The following is a 23,381-nucleotide window of genomic DNA, read 5'->3' on the forward strand; positions in this document are numbered from 1 at the left end:
TTAAAAAAAAATTAATGGCAAAATTAACTTCAAGAAGCGAAGATTACAGCAAATGGTATAATGAATTGGTTGTGAAAGCTGATTTGGCTGAAAACTCAGGCGTGAGAGGCTCTATGGTTATAAAACCATACGGATATGCAATCTGGGAAAAAATGCGTGATGAGATGGACAAAAAGTTCAAAGAAACAGGTCACGTTAATGCTTACTTCCCGCTTTTTGTGCCCAAAAGCTTGTTTGAAGCTGAAGAAAAAAACGCTGAAGGTTTTGCTAAAGAATGTGCTGTAGTAACGCATTACAGACTAAAAAACGATCCAGATAATCCAGGGAAATTAATTGTTGACCCGGAAGCTAAATTAGAAGAAGAGCTTATCGTAAGACCAACTTCTGAAGCAATCATTTGGAATACTTATAAAGGCTGGATTCAGTCATACAGAGATTTACCAATTCTTATCAACCAATGGGCAAATGTTGTGCGTTGGGAAATGAGAACCCGTCTATTCTTAAGAACTTCAGAGTTTTTGTGGCAGGAAGGCCACACCGCTCATGCTACCAAAGACGAAGCGGTAGAAGAAGCAGAAAAAATGAACAAAGTATATGCAGATTTTGCAGAAAACTTTATGGCAATGCCTGTTGTACAAGGTTTAAAAACACCTTCAGAGAGATTTGCTGGTGCCGATGAAACGTATTGTATTGAAGCATTAATGCAGGATGGAAAAGCGCTTCAGGCAGGAACTTCTCACTTCCTTGGACAGAATTTTGCAAAAGCATTCGACGTAAAATTCACTAACAAAGAAGGAAAAATAGAACACGCTTGGGCAACTTCTTGGGGAACTTCTACCCGTTTAATGGGTGCTTTAATTATGACACACTCTGATGATCTTGGATTAGTACTTCCTCCGACTTTAGCACCGATCCAAGTGGTAATTGTTCCTATCTTTAAAGGAGAAGAGCAACTAAATCAGATTAGTGAGGTAGCTTTAGAAATTCAAAATAAATTAAAACTGAAAGGTATCTCAGTTAAATTTGATAATGATACTCAAAACAAACCAGGCTGGAAATTTGCAGAATACGAATTGAAAGGTGTTCCGTTGAGAATTGCAATGGGGCCTAGAGATTTAGAAAACAAATCTGTAGAAATCGCAAGAAGAGATAATCTTACGAAAGAAACGCGTCCATTGGAAGGTTTAGATTCTTATATCGAAGATTTATTGAAAACCATTCAGCAGGATATGTATACTAAAGCTTATGAGTTTAGAAAAAACAATTTCACAAAAGTAGATTCTTATGATGAGTTTAAAAAAGTTTTAGAAGAAAAGCCAGGATTCATCTACGCACATTGGGACGGAACTGTTGAAGAAGAAGAGCAGATTAAAGAAGAAACCAAAGCAACCATTAGATGTATTCCTTTAGATGATGATATTGAAGAAGGTGTTTCTCTGATCTCTGGGAAACCATCAAAAAGAAGAGTTTTATTTGCGAAAGCTTACTAAAAAATTAACATAATAATTATTAAATCTGCAAAAATTTTAAGAATTTTTGCAGATTTTTTTTTAAAACCTATGATTTGGATAGATTTTTGATTAAATTTATCTCACATTAACTTCAAAATAAATTAATATGTCATTAAACATCATTGATCTTATCAAAGGGCAGCTAGGTTCTGCACTTATTTCTCAGGCTGCATCGCAACTTGGAGAAAGTGAAGCCGGGATTTCTAAAGCCGTTTCGGGTTTACTTCCGGTGATTGTAGGCGGATTAGCCAACAATTCTGACAATCCTGCAGTATTGGATTCTGTTTCCAATGCTTCTTCGCAAGGTGTTTTGGGGAATTTATTAGACACCGCGTCTAACAATTCTATGATTTCTGGACTATTGTCATCAATTTTCGGTGATAAACTTAGTGGAATTATCAATACCATTGCAACCTATGCCGGAATCAGCAACAATTCTTCATCTTCGTTATTAAATTTAGTAACCGGTGCAACAGTAGGTTCTGTAGGAAAATATGCTGCAGAAAATAATCTAGACAAATCTGGCATTTCATCATTATTAAATGATCAGAAAGGAGTTGTTTCTACACTTTTACCAGCCGGACTTTCGTTAGCATCTTTAAATGTTGGTGATTGGGCAAAAGGTTATAAGTTTGACAATGATAACGACACTATTGCATCAACTCCACACGAAGAACCGAAAGTAGAAGTTACCAGAAGCGTTTCAGATGGCGGTACTTTCCCAAACAACCCGACTCCTTCCGAAGGCGGATCTATCTGGAAATGGCTTCTTCCATTGTTACTTTTAATTGCAGCATCCTACTTTTTATGGAAGCAATGCAATAAAAAAGAAACTACGACTACAACAACTGTTTCAGGTGACAGCTTAAATACTGTAAATGATACGATGTCGACACAAAACGATACAACTACAATGACGACCGCCAAAGTTGATGAAGATATCGATTTAAACGGAATGGCATTGAAAGGTTACAAAGGCGGACTGGAAGATCAAATGATTACCTTCTTAAAATCTGATGGCTACAAAAATGCAGCAAACGATGAAGCTTTAAAAGATAAATGGTATGATTTTGATCATGTAAATTTCAAAATTGGAAGTGCTAATGCTTTAGAAGCTGGTTCTGAAGGACAATTACAAAATTTAGTAGCGATTCTAAAAGCATATCCCGATGCAAAAATAAAAATTGGCGGTTATACCGATAAAACCGGAGATGAAGCTAAGAACAAAAAGCTTTCTTCAGACAGAGCTCATTTCATTAAAGATTGGTTAGGAAAACAAGGTGTAGGAGCACAGGTTATTGCTGCCGATGGATACGGAAGTGAATTTGCTAAAGTTGATGCATCAGCTTCAAACGAAGAAAGAGCAGTTGACAGAAAAATGTCTGTCAGATTTGCAAAATAATTTCTTTTTAAAATATAAAATGAATCCCGAAAGTTTTTTTTCGGGATTTTTTATGAGAACTTTATGTTCATTTCATTTATTTAATTAAATTTGTTAGTCATTTCTAACAATGACTGAATTCAATATGAAAAACGCTTGGCGAAAAGATAAAACATCCCATTCATTACCAGAGGTATTCTCTTCTATTTCTATTCCTAAAAAATCAGGGTTTTGGAGGAAATATCTTGCCTTTGCAGGTCCTGGATTGATGGTTGCAGTAGGTTATATGGATCCGGGAAACTGGGCAACCGATATTGCAGGTGGATCACAGTTTGGATACACTCTACTTTCTGTAATTCTTATTTCTAATATTTTCGCAATGATTTTGCAGCATTTGTCGGTAAAACTAGGAGTTGTGGCCGAAAGAGATTTAGCGCAGGCTTGTAGAGATCATTTTAAACCGACCACCAATTTCATTCTTTGGGTATTTTGTGAAATTGCCATTGCCGCCTGTGATTTAGCTGAAGTTATCGGTTCTGCAATTGCCTTAAATTTATTATTTGGAATTCCACTGACTTGGGGAATTGTGATTACCACGATTGATGTATTAATTATTTTACTGCTTCAGGCAAAAGGTTTCCGTTGGATAGAAAGTATTGTTGCGGGTTTAATGTTTATTATTCTGGTTTGTTTCGGGTATGAAATTATTATTTCGAAACCTGAAATAAATGCGATTTTAGGAGGATTAATTCCACAAAAAGAAATCATCACCAATCCGGCAATGCTATACATTGGAATAGGAATTTTGGGTGCGACCGTAATGCCCCACAACTTGTATTTACACAGCAGCATTGTACAAACCCGTGATTACACAAGAGACAGGGAAGGAAAAAAAGAGGCCATAAAATTTGCAACTTTAGACAGTACAGTTTCTTTACTACTCGCTTTTTTCATAAACGCAGCCATTTTAATTCTAGCAGCTGCAACTTTTCATACTACAGGAAATGAACATGTTGCCGATATTCATGATGCCTATAAAATGTTGACTCCAATTTTAGGAGCTTCTATGGCAAGTATCGCTTTTGCAATTGCTCTTTTAGCTTCCGGACAAAATTCAACATTAACCGGAACTCTTGCGGGACAAATTGTAATGGAAGGATTTTTAAATATCAGATTAAAACCTTGGTTGAGAAGATTAATTACCCGATTGATCGCGGTAATTCCAGCATTAATTGTAACCATTATTTATGGAGAGCACGGAACGACAGATCTTTTGGTTTTAAGCCAGGTTATTTTGTCGATGCAGCTAAGTTTTGCAGTGGTTCCTTTGGTCATTTTCACCAATGATAAAGCAAAAATGGGCGAATTTGTCAATAAACCATTCTTAAAAATCTGTGTCTGGTTTATTTCTGTCGTTATCATTATTTTAAATCTTTATCTTTTGTACCAAACATTTTTCGGAGAATAATTACTAATTTTTTAGGAATTGTTCGACTCTCGTCGATTGTTTTTGAAGCTGTTCCCGCTTTCCGCACTCGCTGTTTTTTTGTTTTTGGCTGCGGCGGCAAAGCCGCCGCAGCCAAAAACAAAAAAACGAGCTCAAACAATTGCTGTAATCGGGGCTAGGAAATAGGGTTGTAAACAATTAAATACAGCATTTAAATCATAGAATTATTTTAAAACTCACTTTATTTAACCACCCCGACAAAAATTTCAAAGAAATTTTCGCCACCCCTCCACAGGAGGGGAATTAACAGACCAGCATTAGAACTAAAAAAACAATATTCAATAATCAACCATTCACTAATAACTAATAACTAATAACCAACAACTATCAACTATCAACCACCAACTAAACTCTGCCTAAATGTCATTCTTTTTTCTTTGGCAGAATGTTTGTGAAACAACAATGTAAAAAGTTATTGAAATATGGAAAATCAGGATATCAACGAAGAAAATATCAATAATCAGGAAGAAAATATCACACAGACTGAAGAAACAGTTGAGGAAAATGTGACAGAAATGCCTACCGCAGAAGAACTTTTGGCAGTAGAAAAAGACCGTTACATCAGACTGTACGCTGAGTTTGAAAACTATAAAAAAAGAACATCAAAAGAGAAAATGGAATTTTTCACTTACGCCAACCAAGAAATGATGGTTTCTATGTTGGGTATTTTGGATGATTTTGAAAGAGCTTTAAAAGAAATTGCCAAAAATGGTAATGAGGCAGATCTTCAGGGTGTTGAATTGATTTACAACAAGTTTAAAAACAAGCTTACCGAAAAAGGTTTAAAGGTAATGGAAGTAAGAGCCGGAGACAGCTTTAATGTAGACTTCCATGAGGCAATTACTCAAATCCCTGCGCCTTCTGAAGATTTGAAAGGGAAAATTGTAGACGTTATCGAAACAGGATATACTTTAGGAGATAAAGTGATTCGTTTTGCAAAAGTTGTAACAGGAAACTAAAATTCATTAATGATAAATGATGAGTGGTAATTGATTTAAATTTTCACTTAAAATTTAAATATCAACTATCATTTATCAATCATCAATTATAATATATCATGTCAAAAAGAGATTATTACGAGGTTCTTGAGGTCAGCAAATCTGCGAGTGCCGACGAAATAAAGAAAGCATACCGAAAAATGGCCATTAAATATCACCCAGATAAAAATCCCGGTGATAAAGATGCTGAAGATAAATTTAAAGAAGCTGCAGAAGCTTACGAAGTTTTAAGCGACGATAACAAAAAAGCTCGCTATGACCAATACGGACACGCCGGAGTAGGTGGTGCCGGTGGTTTTGGCGGTGGCGGCTTCGGTGGCGGTATGAACATGGAAGATATTTTCAGCCAGTTTGGAGATATTTTTGGTGGCGGCGGTTTCGGAGGATTTGGTGGCGGCGGTGGTCGTCAACAGGTGAAAGGTTCTAATTTAAGAATCAGAATCAAGCTGAATCTTGAAGAGATGGTGAACGGAACCCAAAAAACTCTTAAAGTAAAAAAAATGAAGATGGCAGAAGGAGCCACTTCAAAAACTTGTCCTACATGTAACGGAGCCGGAGTTCAGATGAAGGTGATGAATACGATGTTCGGACAGATGCAAACACAAACTACTTGTGGAACTTGTCAGGGAATCGGTAAAGTTGCCGATAAAATTCCTGCAGGAGCCAATGCACAAGGCTTAATAAAAGATGAAGAAGAAATTACCATCAACATTCCTGCAGGTGCAAGAGACGGCATCCAATTGAATGTAAGAGGAAAAGGAAATGATGCGCCATTTGGCGGTATTCCTGGAGATCTTTTGGTGATTGTAGAAGAGGAAGTAGACAACACGATCAAAAGAGAAGGTGATAATCTTCACCAGGAATTATATGTTTCTTTTGCTGAAGCGGCTTTGGGAACTAAAAAAGAAATTCCTACCGTTGGTGGAAAAGTAAAAATTACCGTTGATCCTGGAACACAATCTGGAAAAATCTTAAGATTAGCTGGAAAAGGTTTACCGAGTATCGACAGTTATGGTAAAGGAGATATGTTTATTCACATTAATGTCTGGACACCACAAAAATTGACCAAAGACCAAAAAGACTTTTTCGAGAAACAGATGAGCAGCGGAGAAATGGTAGCAGAACCGTCTGGAAAAGAAAAAACTTTCTTCGATAAAGTAAAAGATTTATTCAACTAAAAAAAATTTAAAAAGGGGCTTTTTAAAGTCTCTTTTATTTTTAAATTTACATCAATATTTAATTTGATATATTCCTTGTAAAAAGGATATTGTAAAAAACCTCTCATGAACTACAAGCTTGAACTTCGCACACCAGATTCTCAACCTAAACTAATTTTCCATGCTATTACTTTTGATGCATTCAAAGTAAATATTGTGGAGAGATATGGTGGCGTAAAACCAATATTATGCGATGTTTTATTCAGAGTAAGAACTCTAGATGATCAGATTATCAAAAGAAAAGACGGGCACGTAAAAATCAGAATTAAAGATGAAGAGCTTGAAACGTATCTGAGATTAATAAAAGTTTTTAAATCTTACGATTATAAAAACCGACTCATCAGCAGAAGAGATGCCGAGCAAGATTTCGTACATTTCATTTTGAGAATGGTTATTATCAATTACGAAATGAACTAATTTATACAAAGACAACTATATTATTTCGTTGTCTTTTTTTATTTTAAATACTTGGGATAAAGCTTAAAGTAAATACTTCAATTTCTTATTAAGATAGACCAAACCAAGGCTTACAGGAATTAAAATTGCTAAAAAAATCAAGATTTTGAAAGACTCAATTTCTTCGTAAAAATCAGATTTCATAATTAGCGGATGTACAACATATATTGCTGTAGAAAAACTGGCTAAAATTTTTGAGGTAGTTTTAATGTATATTTTCTGACAATACAAAAACAGCAACGGGCTCGCAAAAATCAATGAAAATAATATATCTGTGCTTTCGCTACTGATATATTTATAATTGAAAAAAGATTCAACAATTACACATAAAATTGATAAAATCACCAACAGAGACGAGTTTTTATATGTTGAAAGATCAATTTGGTGTTTGTTAATCAAAAAACCAATCGTTAAAAACGGGAAGCATACAAAAAGAAAATTCCGGTAAAGCAGATAATCATTCAAAAGTGAATCTGATTCAGCGTTTAAATAATGTAGATTTCCTAAAACCTGAACAATATAGCCGAGAAAGAATAAAAACATCGCCAAAGCAATCAATATTCGTGAGTTTTGGTTTCTGAGAAAATAGAGAATCAGTCCTGAAAAACAGGTTCCTATTAAATACCATAAATGATGATATCCGAAAACGATTGTTAGTAAAATTTCATCATTATCTTTCCAGTAAGAAATATAAATCAACATCCAGATTGCGTACAACAGAAACGTTCTGAAAAGCCATTTCCTGAGTTTTTTTGCAGTGTCAATATGGAAGAAATAAAATCCGGTAATGACTAAAAAAACGGGAACTGCAAGTCTAAAAAGGCCGTTTACCAAAATATAGCTCAATAAAGGATAGGTTTCTTTCAAAAAATTCATGTGCAGAAACACGACAAAAAAAGCCAGTATGATTTTTAAAACATCAATTGATAAATTTCTACCCATAATTAAATAAAATCAAACCGTTTTTGAAGATTCATACTTTTGCAAAAGTAAATATTTAAAATTGATTATTAAGGCAAATAATTCTTCTGCTCATTTTAGCAATAAATAGAAAAAAGCATAATAATTCATATTATTTAGATATATTTGAAAGTATTTTATTTGTAAATAATTATGAGATTTAAATATAATGCCCTACTCTTTTTCAACACATTTTTTATAATTTTCACACAAGCACAACAGCTTAAAAACGGAAATTTCACAGAAAAAATTGACGGTATCAACATCAGTTATACCATTAAAGGAAACGGTCCGGTAATGCTTGTTGGACATCCGAATTCAGGAAAAACAGGCTATGAATTAACTTTACAACCATTAGAAAAGCAATTCACTCTGGTTTATTATGATTCACGCGGAACCGGAAAATCTGATGCTCCAACTAAAATAGAAGATTACAGTCTTGAAAAAAGTGTTGTGGAAATTGAAGAATTAAGAAAGAGACTCAATGCCGATAAGATTTGGTTTTTTGCCCATTCTGATCAAAGCGGAATTGCCATGCTTTATAGTTTAAAATACCCGAATCATGTTGAAGGGATGATCTTGACAGGAACTTCTTTAGTTGCATCACCGGAAGATGTGTACAACCGAAGAAAAGAATCGGAAAACAAAAGAATAAAAGAATCTGAATGGTTTTCGCAAGTCGTAAAAGACTGGGATTACATGTATACCAACAAAACTGAAAAAGCTCCTGATGGAAGAGATTTATCTGAAGCTCCCCTGAAATGGTGGTGTTATGATGAAGAATCTTCACAACAAGTAATTCCGATTATGAAAGAAATCTCAAAAGCAGGAAGAAGAAAACCAATGAACGGACAAATGCCTCAAACTGAAAAAATGCTGGAATATTACTATAATCAACAGAAAAAATTCTCGCAGATCAAAACAAAAACTTTGATTCTCAATGGCAAAGCAGACACCAATAATTTACCTGAATTTGCCGAACAACTTCACAAAACATTACCCAATTCTAAATTGGTTTTCGTAGAAAAAGCAGGGCATTTTCCCTGGGTAGAAAACGCTTCGCAAAGTTTTTCTGAAATAGAAAAATGGTTGAAGGAGGTAAACTTTAGATAAAATAAAAATCCTGCTCAAAAAGATTGAAGCAGGATTTTTTTATTAAGATCTAACAATTATTTCTTTGTTGCTAATGTATAAATTTTCTTTCCTCCGGTAATTAAAAACAGGGCAATCAATCCGCCTGCTAAACCAAAAAGAACCTGTTTTAGCATTTCACTCCAAGTTGGTAATGCATGATGTAGATAATCAATATTATGATCAAAAATTCCACCTGCAACCAAGATCAACGCGATAGTTCCGATGATTCCCAAAGCTTTAATAACCCAAGGAAGTGCTTTTACAAGCAAATGTCCTAATTTACCAAAAAAGCCTTTGTCATTACTTTTTTTAATTAATTTAAAACCTGCATCATCCATTCTTACGATCAAAGCCACAATTCCGTAAACACCAACAGTTGCAATAATCGAAACGATAGAAACCGTAACAATTTCTACAAGAAACGGATCAAATTGCGATTTAAGTGCATGATAACCATCTTTTGCAGCAGCCAATGCGATAATAACAATCTCAAGAGACAAAATAAAATCAGTGGTAACTGCAGATTTCACTTTAGCTTTTTCTACCGCCTCACCGTCTTCTTCAACATCCTGGGCTTCTTCGATTACTTCGTGTCCTTTTTTCTCTCTGTGAAATAAAAATTCGACAATTTTTTCGACACCTTCATAGGCTAAATAAAATCCACCAATAATTAAAATAATTTTAATTGCAGGCGAATACAGCCACTCCAGAAGGAAAACAAAAGGAACAATAATCAGTTTATTGATAAATGAGCCTTTCATAATTTTCATCAATACGGGAATTTCCCTTGAAGAAAGGAAACCTGTAGCTTTTTCTGCGTTTACCGCTAAATCGTCGCCCAAGATACCTGCTGTTTTTTGGGTTGCAATTTTACTTGTTACAGCAACATCATCCATCAAAGCAGCGATATCATCTAAAATCGCAAAAAAACCAGACGCCATAGTATTTTAATATTTTTTTAATAAGTGTTAAGTCTTACAAAAATATAGATTTTAATTGGTTTTAGAGAATTTTTAAATCTCATTTGTCTGAATAATTTTTCAGATTAAAATTTAAACAGTCAGAATATTTTATTGCTTTTGAAGTTGTTTTTCTTCCGAGGTTTCTCCGTCATCGCTTCGTCATCTCTCCGTCTCAATTATTATTTGAAATTTTAGGGTAAAAAAATTAAACAGATACTAAAAATCATAGGTATTGATAACCATTGAAATCAAATTCTCCTTACCTTTACTTTATGAAAAAGCTGATTCTCAATTACCATTTCTTTGTTTTAGGATTAATTGCTTTGGTATTAAATTCATGCAATTCTAAATTCAGAGTTTGGGTGGGAAAAGACAGTCAGAAAATTTATAATCTGAAATATGGTGAACACAAACGCCAGAAAATGGATATTTTTCTTCCCGCAGATTATCCACAAGATTCTCCTGTTATTTTAATTGTTCACGGCGGCGCTTGGAAATATGGCAGAAAAGAACACATGATTCAAATTCAGAAAATGCTTTTTGAAAATAATATTCCGAGTATTAATATGAATTACCGCCTGGTTTCCAAACATCTTACATACAAAGATCAGTTGGAAGATATTAATTCTGTGATCGAAAAATTCAATGCGCTTTCAGAAAAAGCAGAACTTCGTCCGAACAATTATATTCTTTTGGGAGAAAGTGCAGGAGGACATTTAGCACTGCTTTACGGTTATCAAAATCCTGATAAAATCAAGAAAATTATTTCTCTCAGCGGGCCGACAGATTTTTATTCTCATGATTATTTAAAATCATTTTATTCAAAATATACTTCAGGAAGTATTCAAAAAGTAGTGGGAACTAAATTTAACCGTAAAAACTTGTCTGAAGATTTTCAAAAAGCAAGTCCGATAGCGAATGTGACAAATGTTCCGACGCTTTTATTTCAGGGAAATCAGGATTTTTTGGTGAATCAGAAACAAGGTTTAGCTTTAGATTCTGTGTTAACGAAAATGGATATTCCGCATAAACTGGTTTTTATGGATAAAACCGGACATGCACCGAGATTTTTTAACAAGAAAAAAAGAGACAGTATTATTTATCCTAATATCCTGGAGTGGATTAGAAATTAAAATTCAAAAGTTTACAAAATCCAAAAAACCTGAATTTTTAATTGTTTTGCAAACTTTTGACTAATTAAAAACTTAGTAAAATCTTTTGATTCTTTTGCGGTTAAAATAAATTTCATGTACCAAAATCTTATATAATTATTTCTTTTTATCTCGCTGATTATGCAGATTCTGCAGATAATTTGTGCTGAAAATCTGCCCAAGTTATAGAATCTTTACGCTAAAAAATGATAGTCAGTTTTTTAGAAGCAAAAAAAATAACCTGCAATTTTGTTGCAGGTTATTTTCTACATTTTTTAAATTGATTATTTTTCTTTGTCAATCAAATCTTCCAAAACTTCATCTTCCAGTTTCGGATTTCCTTTTGGTGCTCCAAACATAAATTTCAGAACCACAGGAACAGTCGTAATTAAAACAATTACAATAATGATAAACTCTAATTTTTCTTTCAGGTTGATACCAAACTGATCAAGGAATAGTTTATCTAAATAATGTCCCGCAAAAATTAAACTGAAAGACCAAAGAATACCTCCGATAATATTATCACGAAGGAAAGCTTTCTTATCCATCTTCACAATTCCTGCTACAATTGGCATAAAAGTTCTTACTACCGGTAAAAATCTTGCCATGATAATTGCTAAAGCTCCGTTTTTTTCAAAAAAATCGTGTGCCTGATAAAGATACTTTTTCTTGAAAAGCATCGTGTCTTTTTTCTTGTATAAAGCAGGACCAGTTTTGCTTCCGAACCAATACCCTACCTGATTACCCACAATCGCAGCAAAAGCGACTGCACTTGCCAAAATGGTGGTGTCTAAAAAGTCACTTCCTGTAGAACCAAATGTTTTAGAAATAATGTCTACCGCATAAATCCCAGAAACAAAAAGCAGTGAATCTCCCGGAAGGAAAAACCCTACAAATAAACCTGTTTCGGCAAATATGATAAACAATATTACCCAAAACCCACCCATGTTGATATAAAACTCGGGGTTTAATAAATCTCTCCAGCTATTGAATTCTTCCATATGTAATGATGATGAACAAAAATAAGCTTAATAAAATTATGCTGAAAATATATTAGCATATTTTAACAAAAATGTAAACATGATTTTTTATAGGTCTAAATCGTCGTCTGAAACCGCCGTTCCATCGGCCATCAGAAACGCTTTAAGGAATGGCGTAAGATTTCCGTTCATCACGGCATCAACATCCGAAGTCTCATGACCGGAGCGTACATCTTTCACCAATTTGTAAGGATGCATCACATAATTTCGGATCTGACTTCCCCACTCGATTTTCATTTTGTTGGCTTCAATTTCGTTTCGGGCTTTCAGACGTTCTTCCAATTCCATTTCATACAATCTGGATTTCAAAAGCTGCATTGCTTTTTCTTTATTCTGAAGCTGAGAACGAGATTCTGAGTTTTCAATAATAATTCCTGTCAGTGCGTGACGAAGACGAACCGCAGTTTCTACTTTGTTTACGTTTTGTCCACCCGCACCTGAGCTTCGCATGGTTTCAAATGAGATATCTGCAGGATTAATATTGATTTCAATCGTATCATCCACCAACGGATAAACATACACTGAAACAAAACTTGTATGACGTTTTGCATTAGAATCAAAAGGAGAAATTCTTACCAGTCTGTGAACGCCATTTTCACCTTTAAGATAACCAAAAGCATATTCGCCATCGATTTCCAGCGTTACGGTTTTCACACCAGCAACTTCACCTTCCTGAAAATTTAGTTCTTTTATTTTATAGCCCTGTTTTTCCGCCCACATATTATACATCCTCATCAACATTGCAGCCCAGTCGCAACTTTCAGTTCCACCCGCTCCTGCAGTGATTTGAAGAACAGCCGAAAGCTCATCACCTTCGTTAGAAAGCATGTTTTTAAACTCCAGATTTTCTATTTTCTCTAACAATTGAGGAAAAGATTCATCCAATTCTTTTTCAGAATCAGGGTCTTCTTTTGCAAACTCAAGCAAAACCTGAAGATCCTCAAACTGAGTATTGATTTCTTCATATTCTTCTACCCACTTTTTCTTGGAACGAAGCTGCTTTAGAAAAACCTCAGCAGTTTTAGGGTTGTCCCAAAATTCCGGAGCTGCTGTTTTTTCGTCATCATTAGAAATCTCTATCTTCTTTTTATCAATCTGAAGATATTTATGAAGGTCTTCAATTCTAGATTGAATTTCTTTTATCTGGTCGTTATTAATCAAAACTAAAAAATTTGAAAAGCAAATTTACGGATAAAATCACGAGTTTTGGTAATGTTAAAAAAGTAATTAAAAGTTTGAAAATTGAGCTTGAAAGGCATTAAGATTTAATATAAAATTCAAAAAATTTTCATTGAAAAACTTGTTTAGACTTTTTATTTAACCACAAAAGGAACAAAAGATTTAGATATTTCTATTTAAAGTTAATGAGTATAAAGAAAAAAGCGCACAAAAACCTAAAAAAAATCTTCGATTTTTTATTCTTTTGAAAACTTTGATTATCTAATAATAGCTCAATAATTGTCTTTTGTTTCTTTTGCGGTTAAAGTTAAAATTATTTTAAACCGACTTAATATAACTATTAATTTATAAAAGCAAAAACAAGCCGATTAATTAAAACCGGCTTGTTCCACAATGATTTTCGTGTAAATTATATAATAATCAAAGTGAAAAAAACTCCAAATTAATGCTTAACAACTTTCTGAGAAGTTGAAGTTCCGTTCTTATTTTTAAGAACAAGAATGTAGTTTCCTTTATCTAAAAATGAAAGGTCTAATTTTAATTCTGGCTGAATATTTCTTTTTACAGTCTTACCTGAAAAATCTAAAATATCGATGGAAACTAAATCTGAAATATCTGCTAAATTCAATTCATTCGAAAAAGGATTTGGATAAACCGATTTGTCTTTAGCCTTTTTAACGTCAGAAACAGAAAGCTGTGCAACCTGTGCGGAAATCCCAAATACATTAATGACCGTTACCGCTGTAGAAGTTTTTTTGAAAGTAACAGATGTTATTATTTTAGATTGATTGGCAACATTAATTGCTAAAGGAATCTGATAAATTCTGGGGTTCGTTCCACCACCTGCATCTAAAGCATTGGAAGCTCTGTTAATTCTCCCAATTCCCTGAATTGCAGCACTTGTTCCGTCATACCAATCCTGAAAATTAACCGCCGAGAAAACCTGAGTTGTAGCATCCTGGAAGTTTACTGTTATCTCTCCTGTTGAAGAGCCACTTCCACTTACAGCAAGAACATACAGAATATTTGCAGCTTTTGGCGTTGCTAAAGTGAGCGTACCAATATCATTTGCATTGGGAAGTCTTAAAGAATTATTTGCAGAGTAAGAGGCGAGTTGATAAGTTAACCCGCTGGTTGTAGAAACTGCAGAAGTAATCAAACCACTTTCCGGCAAACCATACGTTAAAGCCGAAGCCGAAGAATTTACTTTAAAATCTTTCGACATATAAGCAAAATTATCGGTGTCTTTATCTAAGCTCATCGTTGTAGAATTCAAAGATGGACCAACTCCGTTTGCAATCACATCTGCATTAAATCCTGAAACCGCTAATGTTTGATAAGTCTGTGCATTTAACTGAGCCAAAGTTAGAATTACACCAAGAGAAAGTAGTTTTCTTTTCATAGTTTTTATATTTAATGTTGATTAACTTTTTTGATAGATCTAAGTTTTCGTTAGAATCAAAACATCAACAAATATATTAGATGACCTTTGAAAAGTGCTACTCTATGCACTGAAAGTACATACTCAACATATACTCACCGCTTATAGAATTGCTTAAAAACTAATATTTCAAATAATTTTAATTATTTCAAGCAATAAATACTCAGAATAAAAACGACAATCTCAATAATTAAACAAACACTATGAATAATTTATAACACGAAAAAGATTATGATTTAAAATTAAAAAGAAAATAGTGAATGATGTGATAAAGAAATTCATTCTTCTTAAAAAGCAAAATAATAAGTATGATAGAAATATGAAATAAAAAAATAAACAGAAATGTTTTCCTACTTTTAAATTTATCCATTAAAAAACCGTACACTGGAAATTGAAACAGCCCAAGAACAAAAAACAAAATTTTTATATTATCAGATACAAAAGTTCCAATTAATCCCAAAGGAAAAAGCACAAGAAAAGGAATATAAGTTCCGTGACCGCCGCCGCCAAAAAATATAACAAATGCAACCAACGGAACCGTCAGTAAAGAAAATAAAATGGTGAATTTATACATTTTTCAGATTATGCCTTATCTTCATCATTATGCATAAAACCAATTTCTCTCCTTGGTTCTTCCACCGTTTGATAGGTTTCCAGTTCCGCTTTTAGCGAGTGAATTCTCATTTGGAAATCATCCAGATTGTTGATAATTACATCATTTAAAAACTGAGCAATCTGATTGAGATATTCTTCCGTTAATTTTGCAGCAGCATCACGTAAAGCACCATTGAGAAGAGTTTCATCAATTTTTAGTTTTTCATCTTTTGTTCTCTGATAACGGTTTTTGATTCTCTTTTTTAAACTTTGAGTAAAATCGATAAGCATTGTATTGCTGAAAACCTTCATTTTCGCAACAGTTTCTGTCCAGAAAGGAATTTTATCTGCTTTATTATTTTTAAGAATTTTGAAAAGCAAAGAATCTTTATCCAGATTTTTGGTCATTGAATAGAGAATGATTTCTGACCTTTCGGCTGCATTTGGTGGAAATATAGGAACTAAAACATCAAATCTTCCGGGTGCAAGAATTTCTTCATTAATATCAACAACAGAATTGGCAGAACCCACCATCAAAACCCCTTCACTTTCAAATTTTGATACGTGATGAAGAATAATCTCCTGAGTTTCGAGATTGCAGGAAGCTACATTATTTTCAGCATTTCTTTCCATCATAATTTCATCAAAATCATCAAGGAATAGCAACACTCTATCTTCGTTCATCATCGATACCAAAAAATCATTGAAATTGGTTTGATTTCCGTCAATAAATGAAGTACCTAGGTAATGTTTTTTAACTTCTTTAAATTTATAATTAATGATTTCGGCAATTTTATTTGCCCAAAATATCTTTCCGCTTCCTGGAGGTCCGTACAAAATAATTCCTGCAGGCTTGTGAATTCCCCAGTCTTTGGTTTGCTGAGGATTTAAAAACGGTTCCAAAACATCTGAAATATAAAAGAAAAGATCTCGGTAACCGATAAAATCTCTTTGCTGAAGCTTGGTTTTATTTCCAAAATAATTGTAGACAAACTTATAATTTCCGCCTAATTTCTGATCAATTCCATAACTAGAAATCGAAGAACGAAACAATCCGTTATCAAAAATATTTGACGGATTTTCTTCAATGGCTTTTTCTATTTTTTCTTTAGGCTGATTGATGGTTTCTGCAATTTGCTCAACGGTTTTATTTTCATCTAAATCTTTTTCATATAGTTTCAAAAAATCTACATTTTCACGGGCAAATTTTTCAAAATCTTCTTTCACTTCAAATTGAGTCGAAATACAATCAATCAAATCAAGATCAAAATCCTGAATAAACTGTTTGATGGCTTCTGCAGAAACCTTTAATTCTTTTGCAAGTTCAATTAACTTCATACAAACATCTTTAAATCAAATTTAATGAAAAAAATTGGTTGTTGGTTGTTAGTTATTGGTTGTTAGCTAAAAGTATTCATCATTCATCATTCATCATTCATCATTCATCATTTATATTAAAATTAATCTTCTTTGTAACATTTCACAAAAAAGAGAAACTCATAGTACATACAATATACTACATGGAAAAAATTTTATCAGTAAAGAATCTGACGAAAAAATTCAAAAGAGTCGTAGTCAACAATATTTCTTTTGATGTAGAAAGAGGTAATGTTTACGGTCTTCTCGGTCCCAACGGAAGTGGAAAATCTACTACTTTCGGGATGCTTCTTTCAACCATTAATCCCACAAGCGGTGACTGGTTTTGGTTTGGACAAAAAGGAACAACTCCTGAAACGCTAAAAAAAATCGGAGCTATTATTGAGCAACCTAACTTCTACCCTTACTTAAGTGCGGAAACCAACCTTAAAATTGTTGCCGAAATCAAAGGAACTCCTTTTTCGAGAATTGATGAAGTTTTAAACACGGTTAAACTTTTAGAAAGAAAAAAAGATGCGTTTAAAACCTTTTCATTAGGAATGAAGCAACGTTTGGCAATCGCTTCTGCTTTGCTCAACAATCCTGAAGTTTTAATTTTAGATGAACCTACAAATGGTTTAGATCCTGAAGGAATTATTCAGATCAGAGAAATTATCGGGACTATTGCAAAACAAGGTATTACCATCATTATTGCGAGTCACCTTTTAGATGAAATCGAAAAAATTTGCAGTCATGTAATTGTTTTAAAAGAAGGAAATGCCATTTATTCGGGAAGAGTGGATGAAATTACCAGCAACCAAGGCTTTTTTGAATTAAAAGCAGATAATAATACGGCCCTTTTGCACGCTTTGGAAGAACTTCAATGGTTTACTTCAGTTTCTACAGAAGGTGAACTCGTAAAAGCACAGGTTCGTGATGATGCCTCAATTTCTGCATCCACATTAAACCAGAAACTTGCTGAAAAAGGTATTTTCTTGTCGCACTTAGCAAAGAAAAAACAATCGCTTGAAAATCAGTTTCTTGAACTTGTAAAAAACACTAATTAATCATGATGAAATTATTAAAATTAGAATATTATAAAAATCTGAATTACACTCCTTTTAAGGTTTTCACGATACTGTATTTTGCAATATTGGTTGTTTTCCTTTGTATTGGTTTGATCGATTTAAAACTTTTCGGAAGCACAATTAATTTAAAAGAACAAGGGATGTACAATTTCCCTGAGATTTGGAATTTTACAACCTGGACTGTCGCTTTATTAAAGATTTTCCTTGGTCTAATCATTGTATTTTCTATTTGTCAGGAATTCAGTAACAGAATGTTTAAACAAAATACAATTGATGGTTTGAGCAGAGAAGAATTTATTGGTTCCAAATTATTAACGATTGCTATTTTCACATTAATTTCTACTGTTTTAGTTTTTGCAATCACAATGTTTTTAGGATATCAATATTCAACAACTACTGAATCATCATTAGTTTATAAAGAAATATTTTTCATTGGAAACTATTTTTTAAAACTGTTCTCATTCTTCTGTTTCTTAATGTTTTTATCGATCCTATTGAGAAAATCGATTTTTGTTTTCCTTGCATTTTTTGTGATTTGGATAGGAGAATCTATTCTTGGCGGAATTGAAACTTATAGTAAAGTAGCAGGAACACAGGCTGCAGAAAGAAACGAAATTTTCCAAAATAGCTTTTTCTTCAGTAAGCTCTTACCATTAGAAAGCATGTCTAGTTTAATTCCAAATCCTATGATGAGATTAAATATGGCAAAAATGATGGGTTTAAAATATGAATTTACTTACCCTACAGAAAGTCTTATTGCTTGTTTAGTTTGGTGTGCTATATTTATTTTCGGATCTTATTTGATTCTAAAGAAAAGAGACTGGTAAATTTATTTACATATTATTCAAAATTAAAAGTGATTCAAATGAGTCACTTTTTTTGTTATACTTGATTATTAATTATTTCATCGGGCTTTACCCGATGCTTTGATAAATCGTCCTTTCAGGACTCTTTCATTCAAAATATTTAATCTAAAAAGTCTAATATCTTAAAATAGAAAAGCCCCGAAATAAAATTCCGAGGCTGTATATATTAACGAACAACAATTACTTATTGCCCATTACTTATCATTTATTAACCAAGATATGGATATTTGTAATCTTTAGGAGAAACGAAAGTTTCTTTAATCGATCTTACAGAAGTCCATCTTAGTAAGTTCATTTTAGAACCCGCTTTGTCGTTTGTTCCTGAAGCTCTACCTCCACCGAAAGGTTGCTGACCAACAACTGCACCGGTTGGTTTATCGTTAATGTAGAAGTTTCCAGATGAATTTTCCAATGCTTTGAAAGCTTCATTTACAGCATATCTGTCTTGTGCGAAAACTGAACCTGTTAATGAATATGGAGAAGAAGAATCTACAACTTTTAAAATTTCTGCCCAATCTGCATCTTCATAAACGAAAACAGATAAAATAGGACCGAAAATTTCTTCAACCATACTTTCGTATTGAGAATCTGTAGTTTCGATAACTGTTGGATGTACAAACCATCCTTTAGAATCATCAGTTTTACCACCGATAATGACATTTGCAACGCTAGAAGCGTTTGCTCTGTCGATATAGCCTTTACACTTTTCGAAAGAATTTTTATCGATCACTGCATTCACAAAGTTTGAAGGATCTTCCGGAGAACCTACTTTAATTGAAGCAATCTGAGTTTCCATTACTTTTTTTACGTCTGCCCAAAGAGATTTAGGAATATAAGCTCTTGAAGCTGCAGAACATTTTTGTCCCTGATATTCGAAAGAACCTCTTACCAAACCAGTTGCAACAGCTTCTACATTTGCAGAAGGGTGAGCGATAACGAAATCTTTACCACCAGTTTCACCAACGATCCTTGGGTACGTTCTGTAGTTGTGAATATTATCACCAATCATTTTCCACATTCCCTGGAAAACTTTTGTAGAACCTGTAAAGTGAAGTCCTGCAAAATCTCTGTGAGCCATTACTTTCTCAGCAGTTTCTTTTCCGTCTGTAAAAATCATGTTGATAACCCCTGCAGGAAGACCCGCTTCGATTAAAACATCCATAATTACTTTTGCAGAATAGATTTGTTTGTCTGAAGGTTTCCAAACTACAACGTTTCCAAGCATTGCCATACAAGTTGGCAAGTTTCCTGAAATTGCTGTAAAGTTGAACGGAGTTACTGCAAAACAGAATCCTTCCAATGGTCTGTACTCTACTCTGTTCCAGATTCCTGCATCAGAAACCGGCTGCTCAGAATACATTTCTGTCATAAATTCTACATTGAATCTCAAGAAATCGATGAATTCACAAGCTGCATCAATTTCAGTCTGATGAACATTCTTAGATTGTCCAATCATTGTTGCTGCATTGATAACGTCTCTGTAAGGTCCAGCTAAAAGATCAGCTGCTTTTAAGAAAATTGCAGCACGGTGCTCCCAACCTAGGTCATTCCACGCTTTTTTTGCCGCTAAAGCAGTATTGATTGCATCATCTACATGCTGCATCGTTCCTTTATGATAAAAACCGAAATCGTGTGCATGATCTTGTGGAGACTGAAGTTTTACAGTATTACCTGTTTTTACTTCTTTACCATTGATCACCATTGGGATTTCTATCTTTTCTGCCCACATTTTTTTGTAAGTTGCAAGAAGAGATTTTACTTCTGCTGATCCCGGTTCGTAAGAAGTTACCGGCTCATTTACTGCAAATGGTACTTGCGAAATTGCTTTTGACATATGAGTTGTATTGTTTAATTTTTGCTTTTTACAAATTTACAACATTTAATTTGGACTGAAAATCGATAGAAACTATTTCAGTTTTATTATTTATGAGAATGATTATATTTGATAGATATTAAAATTCTAGAAAATGAAAAAAATAATCTTTATTCTTTTATGCTTATCACAAAATATTTTCGCACAGCATAAGAAAAAAAATGTTGAGAAAATTCCTGTAAAACAACAAATAGAAGAATATAAGATTCCTGATGATCAATTGTTGAATGGCACTCTAAAAGGCTCAAAATGGCATTTTAACATGAAAAACTATAAGGAAGGCAAGCTTTATTTAGATAAAAGCAATACAAAACCTGATGTGTTCAATTTCGTTGATAATAAGCGATTTCAGATTAATATTAATCAGAAAAATTGTAAAAGTTTAATAAAAGGCACTTATGAGATTATGAAAATGAATGATGGAAGTACAACCGTACAAATGGGCCATCGTCCATTTAAAATTACATCACCTGATCAAAAATGTGCTACAAATTTATCTAGATTTTTGTCGGGAGCTGTTGATGTTTCTTTCGATGAAAACGCACAAATTATCGAAATGAATGAAGGTGAAAATCTTCCACCCACTATTATTGGACATTAAAGTCTTGGAATAGCCTACATTTTCTCAGTTTCAAGAATTTTTAAAACCAATTTTTCTTCCTGTGTTAAATCGGCTTTACCATCATTTTCTTCAATAATTTCAAGCTGATCAAGATATTTTTTGATGGAATTATTTTCATATAAATTGATCACCAAAGGATGAACATAATATTTTCGGCAAACCGTACTTGTATTTCCAAGATGTTCCGCAACAATATCTAATGCAGCTTTTACTTTCTTTTTATATTGAGAATTATTTTCAGCGTAGCCGATTTCTTTAAAGGCAATTAAAGCATTCACTGTTCCGGACCAAGTTCTGAAATCTTTTGCCGTAAAATCTTCGCCACTAATTTCTTTAATATAATCATTCACCATTCCAGAATCTACAGAATGTCTTTTTCCTTCGTCATCAACATATTGAAACAATTCTTTCCCGGGAATTTCTTTGCATTTCATAATTAATTTTGCCAGTCTTTTACTTTTAAGATTGACATTATGCATTACTCCTTTCTTCCCTTTAAATGAAAAATTAATTTTTTGTCCTTCTACTTTTACATGTTTTCCCTTTAAAGTGGTCAAACCAAAAGAACCGTAGAGTTTTTCATAAATATTATTACCAATACGAATATTGGTTCGTTGCATTAAACTGACAATTAAAGCCAGAATTTTTCGCTTTTCAAAATTCCTTAAAGCTAAGTCTTTCTCAAGCTGCAGACGGATTTCCGGTAAAGCATAACCAAACTGCAGCATTCTGTAAAATTTGGTATGATTTCTCAGAGCGCTCCACAAGGAATGATAACGATATTGTTTTCTATTTTTTACGTCAAAACCTGTTGCCTGAAGATGTCCGTTGTCTAAAGCACAGATCCAAACATTTTCCCAAGCCGGAGGAATTACCAAACCATTAATACGCTTGATCTCTTCCTTATCTTTAATCTTTTCGCCTTCTTTAAAATACTGAAACTTTTTACCTCTTTTCCTGCGAATAATTCCGGAAGTTTCTGCATCGGAAGTGTAAATAAGATTCACTGCCTTTGCAGAAGCTACCGGATCTTTCATAATTTTCACAATCTTCGATGGCTTAAGATGAGAAATAATCTCTAAGTCTGATTGTTCCATAAAAATTGGTTATGAGTTTTTACCCCGAGAAAAAAGCCATACTAGGATTCCTACCACTCCTACAACCAGAATGATTCCCCACCACATTCCTGCTTTAAAGATTGTTTCCACTGCTTCGCAGCTCGTAAGTAGCATTAAACTAAGGATAGTCATGCTGTATAAAGTCCACTTTTTCATAGTAATATAATTTAGGTTGTTAATTATTCTAAATTCGATGGTGATCTGGTCTCCATTTTTTGATCGATTTTTTGATCTGATCTCCTGAAATATTTTCTTTTAAAGCTTTATATAAAAGCTCTTTAAATTCTTCATCATAAGCGAATCTTAAAGCTGCAATTTGACCGAAACTCAACTTTTCTTCCACCTCATCTGATCTTTTGTTGAACAGTTCAAAATATCTTTGTTTAAATTCAAGTCTTACCAAACGATTTTGCAGTCCCAATGCGTAATGTTGACGCACCATAATTCCCAAATAAAGAATTAAAAATAGGACGATCGAAAACAGCAACCATAACAGTTGGTTTTCTGAATCTGCGAAGATTTTATAAACTCCAAAGATCTCTGCGATGAGCAACAATGGCAGGTAAATAAAATGATGCGGCGGATAAAATTTTCGGTGGTTATTATAGTTTTGCGTTCCCATATTGCCGATACTGCAATAATCTTTCCAAAAAATAAATTTTCCGTAATGAAGAATATGATGTGGTATGTGAAAAGACTGGATGTTTGATGAGGGAAGCTGGAGACTTCGCTGATGATTGCGTCTCTAATTCTATACGTAATATTTAGAATTGCAATTGTCAGGCTGAGCGAAGTCGAAGCCTTTAAAGATTTTTATAAAGAGATAAATCAAAAGTTTTGAATCTATATTCCCAATTAACTTCCCGCTTCCGACATCCAACAAATCCATCCAAACTTTGTCCGTTTTTTTAATCTTGAAATCAGCAT

The 23,381-nt window shown here is 33.5% G+C and carries 20 protein-coding genes; 11 read left to right on the plus strand and 9 right to left on the minus strand.

What is annotated here, in order from left to right:
• The first annotated feature begins 14 nt into the window (after positions 1-14).
• The 6 genes from proS (at position 15) to FDY99_RS03595 (ending at position 7,031) form a co-directional block, all read left to right on the plus strand.
• The gene (proS, locus tag FDY99_RS03570; protein WP_139419226.1) at positions 15-1,490 is read left to right on the plus strand and encodes a proline--tRNA ligase; all 1,476 of its coding nucleotides are present in this window, start codon (positions 15-17) and stop codon (positions 1,488-1,490) included.
• Positions 1,491-1,617: 127 nt separating this feature from the next.
• Positions 1,618-2,913: an OmpA family protein gene (locus FDY99_RS03575; protein WP_139419228.1), complete on the plus strand. Its 1,296-nt coding sequence runs from the start codon at positions 1,618-1,620 to the stop codon at positions 2,911-2,913.
• Positions 2,914-3,022: 109 nt separating this feature from the next.
• Positions 3,023-4,360: an Nramp family divalent metal transporter gene (locus FDY99_RS03580; protein WP_139419230.1), complete on the plus strand. Its 1,338-nt coding sequence runs from the start codon at positions 3,023-3,025 to the stop codon at positions 4,358-4,360.
• Positions 4,361-4,821: 461 nt separating this feature from the next.
• Positions 4,822-5,358 carry a nucleotide exchange factor GrpE gene (locus tag FDY99_RS03585; RefSeq protein WP_102979394.1) on the plus strand — a complete coding sequence of 179 codons (537 nt, stop codon included), beginning with the start codon at positions 4,822-4,824 and terminating at the stop codon, positions 5,356-5,358.
• Positions 5,359-5,456: 98 nt separating this feature from the next.
• The gene (gene dnaJ / locus FDY99_RS03590) at positions 5,457-6,575 is read left to right on the plus strand and encodes a molecular chaperone DnaJ (RefSeq protein ID WP_074231585.1); all 1,119 of its coding nucleotides are present in this window, start codon (positions 5,457-5,459) and stop codon (positions 6,573-6,575) included.
• A 105-nt stretch (positions 6,576-6,680) separates the two neighbouring features.
• Entirely contained in the window at positions 6,681-7,031 is a 351-nt protein-coding gene (locus FDY99_RS03595; RefSeq protein WP_074231583.1) for a prevent-host-death protein, read from the plus strand.
• A gap of 63 nt (positions 7,032-7,094) precedes the next feature.
• Here FDY99_RS03595 and FDY99_RS03600 read toward each other — a convergent pair whose 3' ends face one another.
• Positions 7,095-8,012: an acyltransferase family protein gene (locus FDY99_RS03600; RefSeq protein ID WP_139419232.1), complete on the minus strand. Its 918-nt coding sequence runs from the start codon at positions 8,010-8,012 to the stop codon at positions 7,095-7,097.
• 171 nt (positions 8,013-8,183) lie between these two features.
• On the opposite strand from FDY99_RS03600, the gene FDY99_RS03605 reads away from it, so the two are divergent.
• Positions 8,184-9,143, plus strand: coding sequence for an alpha/beta fold hydrolase (locus FDY99_RS03605; protein WP_139419234.1), 960 nt, complete (start codon positions 8,184-8,186; stop codon positions 9,141-9,143).
• A gap of 56 nt (positions 9,144-9,199) precedes the next feature.
• Here FDY99_RS03605 and FDY99_RS03610 read toward each other — a convergent pair whose 3' ends face one another.
• The gene (locus FDY99_RS03610; RefSeq protein WP_074231576.1) at positions 9,200-10,105 is read right to left on the minus strand and encodes a DUF808 family protein; all 906 of its coding nucleotides are present in this window, start codon (positions 10,103-10,105) and stop codon (positions 9,200-9,202) included.
• 293 nt (positions 10,106-10,398) lie between these two features.
• Between FDY99_RS03610 and FDY99_RS03615 the strand changes: the two genes are divergently transcribed.
• A complete protein-coding gene (locus FDY99_RS03615) occupies positions 10,399-11,259 on the plus strand; it encodes an alpha/beta hydrolase (RefSeq protein ID WP_139419236.1) in 861 nt (286 codons plus the stop codon).
• 302 nt (positions 11,260-11,561) lie between these two features.
• Here the strand turns inward: FDY99_RS03615 and FDY99_RS03620 are convergent, their stop codons facing one another.
• From FDY99_RS03620 to FDY99_RS03635, 4 genes are all read right to left on the minus strand, one after another.
• Positions 11,562-12,278 carry a DedA family protein gene (locus tag FDY99_RS03620; protein ID WP_074231570.1) on the minus strand — a complete coding sequence of 239 codons (717 nt, stop codon included), beginning with the start codon at positions 12,276-12,278 and terminating at the stop codon, positions 11,562-11,564.
• 87 nt (positions 12,279-12,365) lie between these two features.
• Positions 12,366-13,478 (minus strand): peptide chain release factor 2, encoded by a 1,113-nt coding sequence (gene prfB, locus FDY99_RS03625; protein WP_139419238.1) that lies wholly within the window; start codon positions 13,476-13,478, stop codon positions 12,366-12,368.
• Between the two features lie 460 nt (positions 13,479-13,938).
• Positions 13,939-14,898: a T9SS type A sorting domain-containing protein gene (locus FDY99_RS03630; RefSeq protein WP_139419241.1), complete on the minus strand. Its 960-nt coding sequence runs from the start codon at positions 14,896-14,898 to the stop codon at positions 13,939-13,941.
• A 621-nt stretch (positions 14,899-15,519) separates the two neighbouring features.
• Positions 15,520-16,869, minus strand: a complete 1,350-nt coding sequence (locus FDY99_RS03635) for an AAA family ATPase (protein ID WP_139419243.1) — start codon at positions 16,867-16,869, stop codon at positions 15,520-15,522.
• 182 nt (positions 16,870-17,051) lie between these two features.
• On the opposite strand from FDY99_RS03635, the gene FDY99_RS03640 reads away from it, so the two are divergent.
• Positions 17,052-17,954, plus strand: coding sequence for an ABC transporter ATP-binding protein (locus tag FDY99_RS03640; RefSeq protein WP_139419244.1), 903 nt, complete (start codon positions 17,052-17,054; stop codon positions 17,952-17,954).
• A 2-nt stretch (positions 17,955-17,956) separates the two neighbouring features.
• The gene (locus FDY99_RS03645; protein WP_139419246.1) at positions 17,957-18,802 is read left to right on the plus strand and encodes an ABC transporter permease; all 846 of its coding nucleotides are present in this window, start codon (positions 17,957-17,959) and stop codon (positions 18,800-18,802) included.
• Positions 18,803-19,049: 247 nt separating this feature from the next.
• Here the strand turns inward: FDY99_RS03645 and pruA are convergent, their stop codons facing one another.
• Positions 19,050-20,675: an L-glutamate gamma-semialdehyde dehydrogenase gene (pruA, locus tag FDY99_RS03650; RefSeq protein ID WP_139419248.1), complete on the minus strand. Its 1,626-nt coding sequence runs from the start codon at positions 20,673-20,675 to the stop codon at positions 19,050-19,052.
• A gap of 133 nt (positions 20,676-20,808) precedes the next feature.
• Between pruA and FDY99_RS03655 the strand changes: the two genes are divergently transcribed.
• Entirely contained in the window at positions 20,809-21,315 is a 507-nt protein-coding gene (locus FDY99_RS03655) for a hypothetical protein (protein WP_139419250.1), read from the plus strand.
• Positions 21,316-21,329: 14 nt separating this feature from the next.
• Here FDY99_RS03655 and FDY99_RS03660 read toward each other — a convergent pair whose 3' ends face one another.
• Entirely contained in the window at positions 21,330-22,433 is a 1,104-nt protein-coding gene (locus FDY99_RS03660) for a DNA topoisomerase IB (RefSeq protein ID WP_139419253.1), read from the minus strand.
• 205 nt (positions 22,434-22,638) lie between these two features.
• Entirely contained in the window at positions 22,639-23,076 is a 438-nt protein-coding gene (locus FDY99_RS03670; protein ID WP_139419255.1) for a DUF6526 family protein, read from the minus strand.
• Positions 23,077-23,381 lie beyond the last annotated feature (305 nt).

The organism is Chryseobacterium mulctrae, from assembly GCF_006175945.1.
In the GTDB taxonomy this organism is placed as follows: domain Bacteria; phylum Bacteroidota; class Bacteroidia; order Flavobacteriales; family Weeksellaceae; genus Chryseobacterium; species Chryseobacterium mulctrae.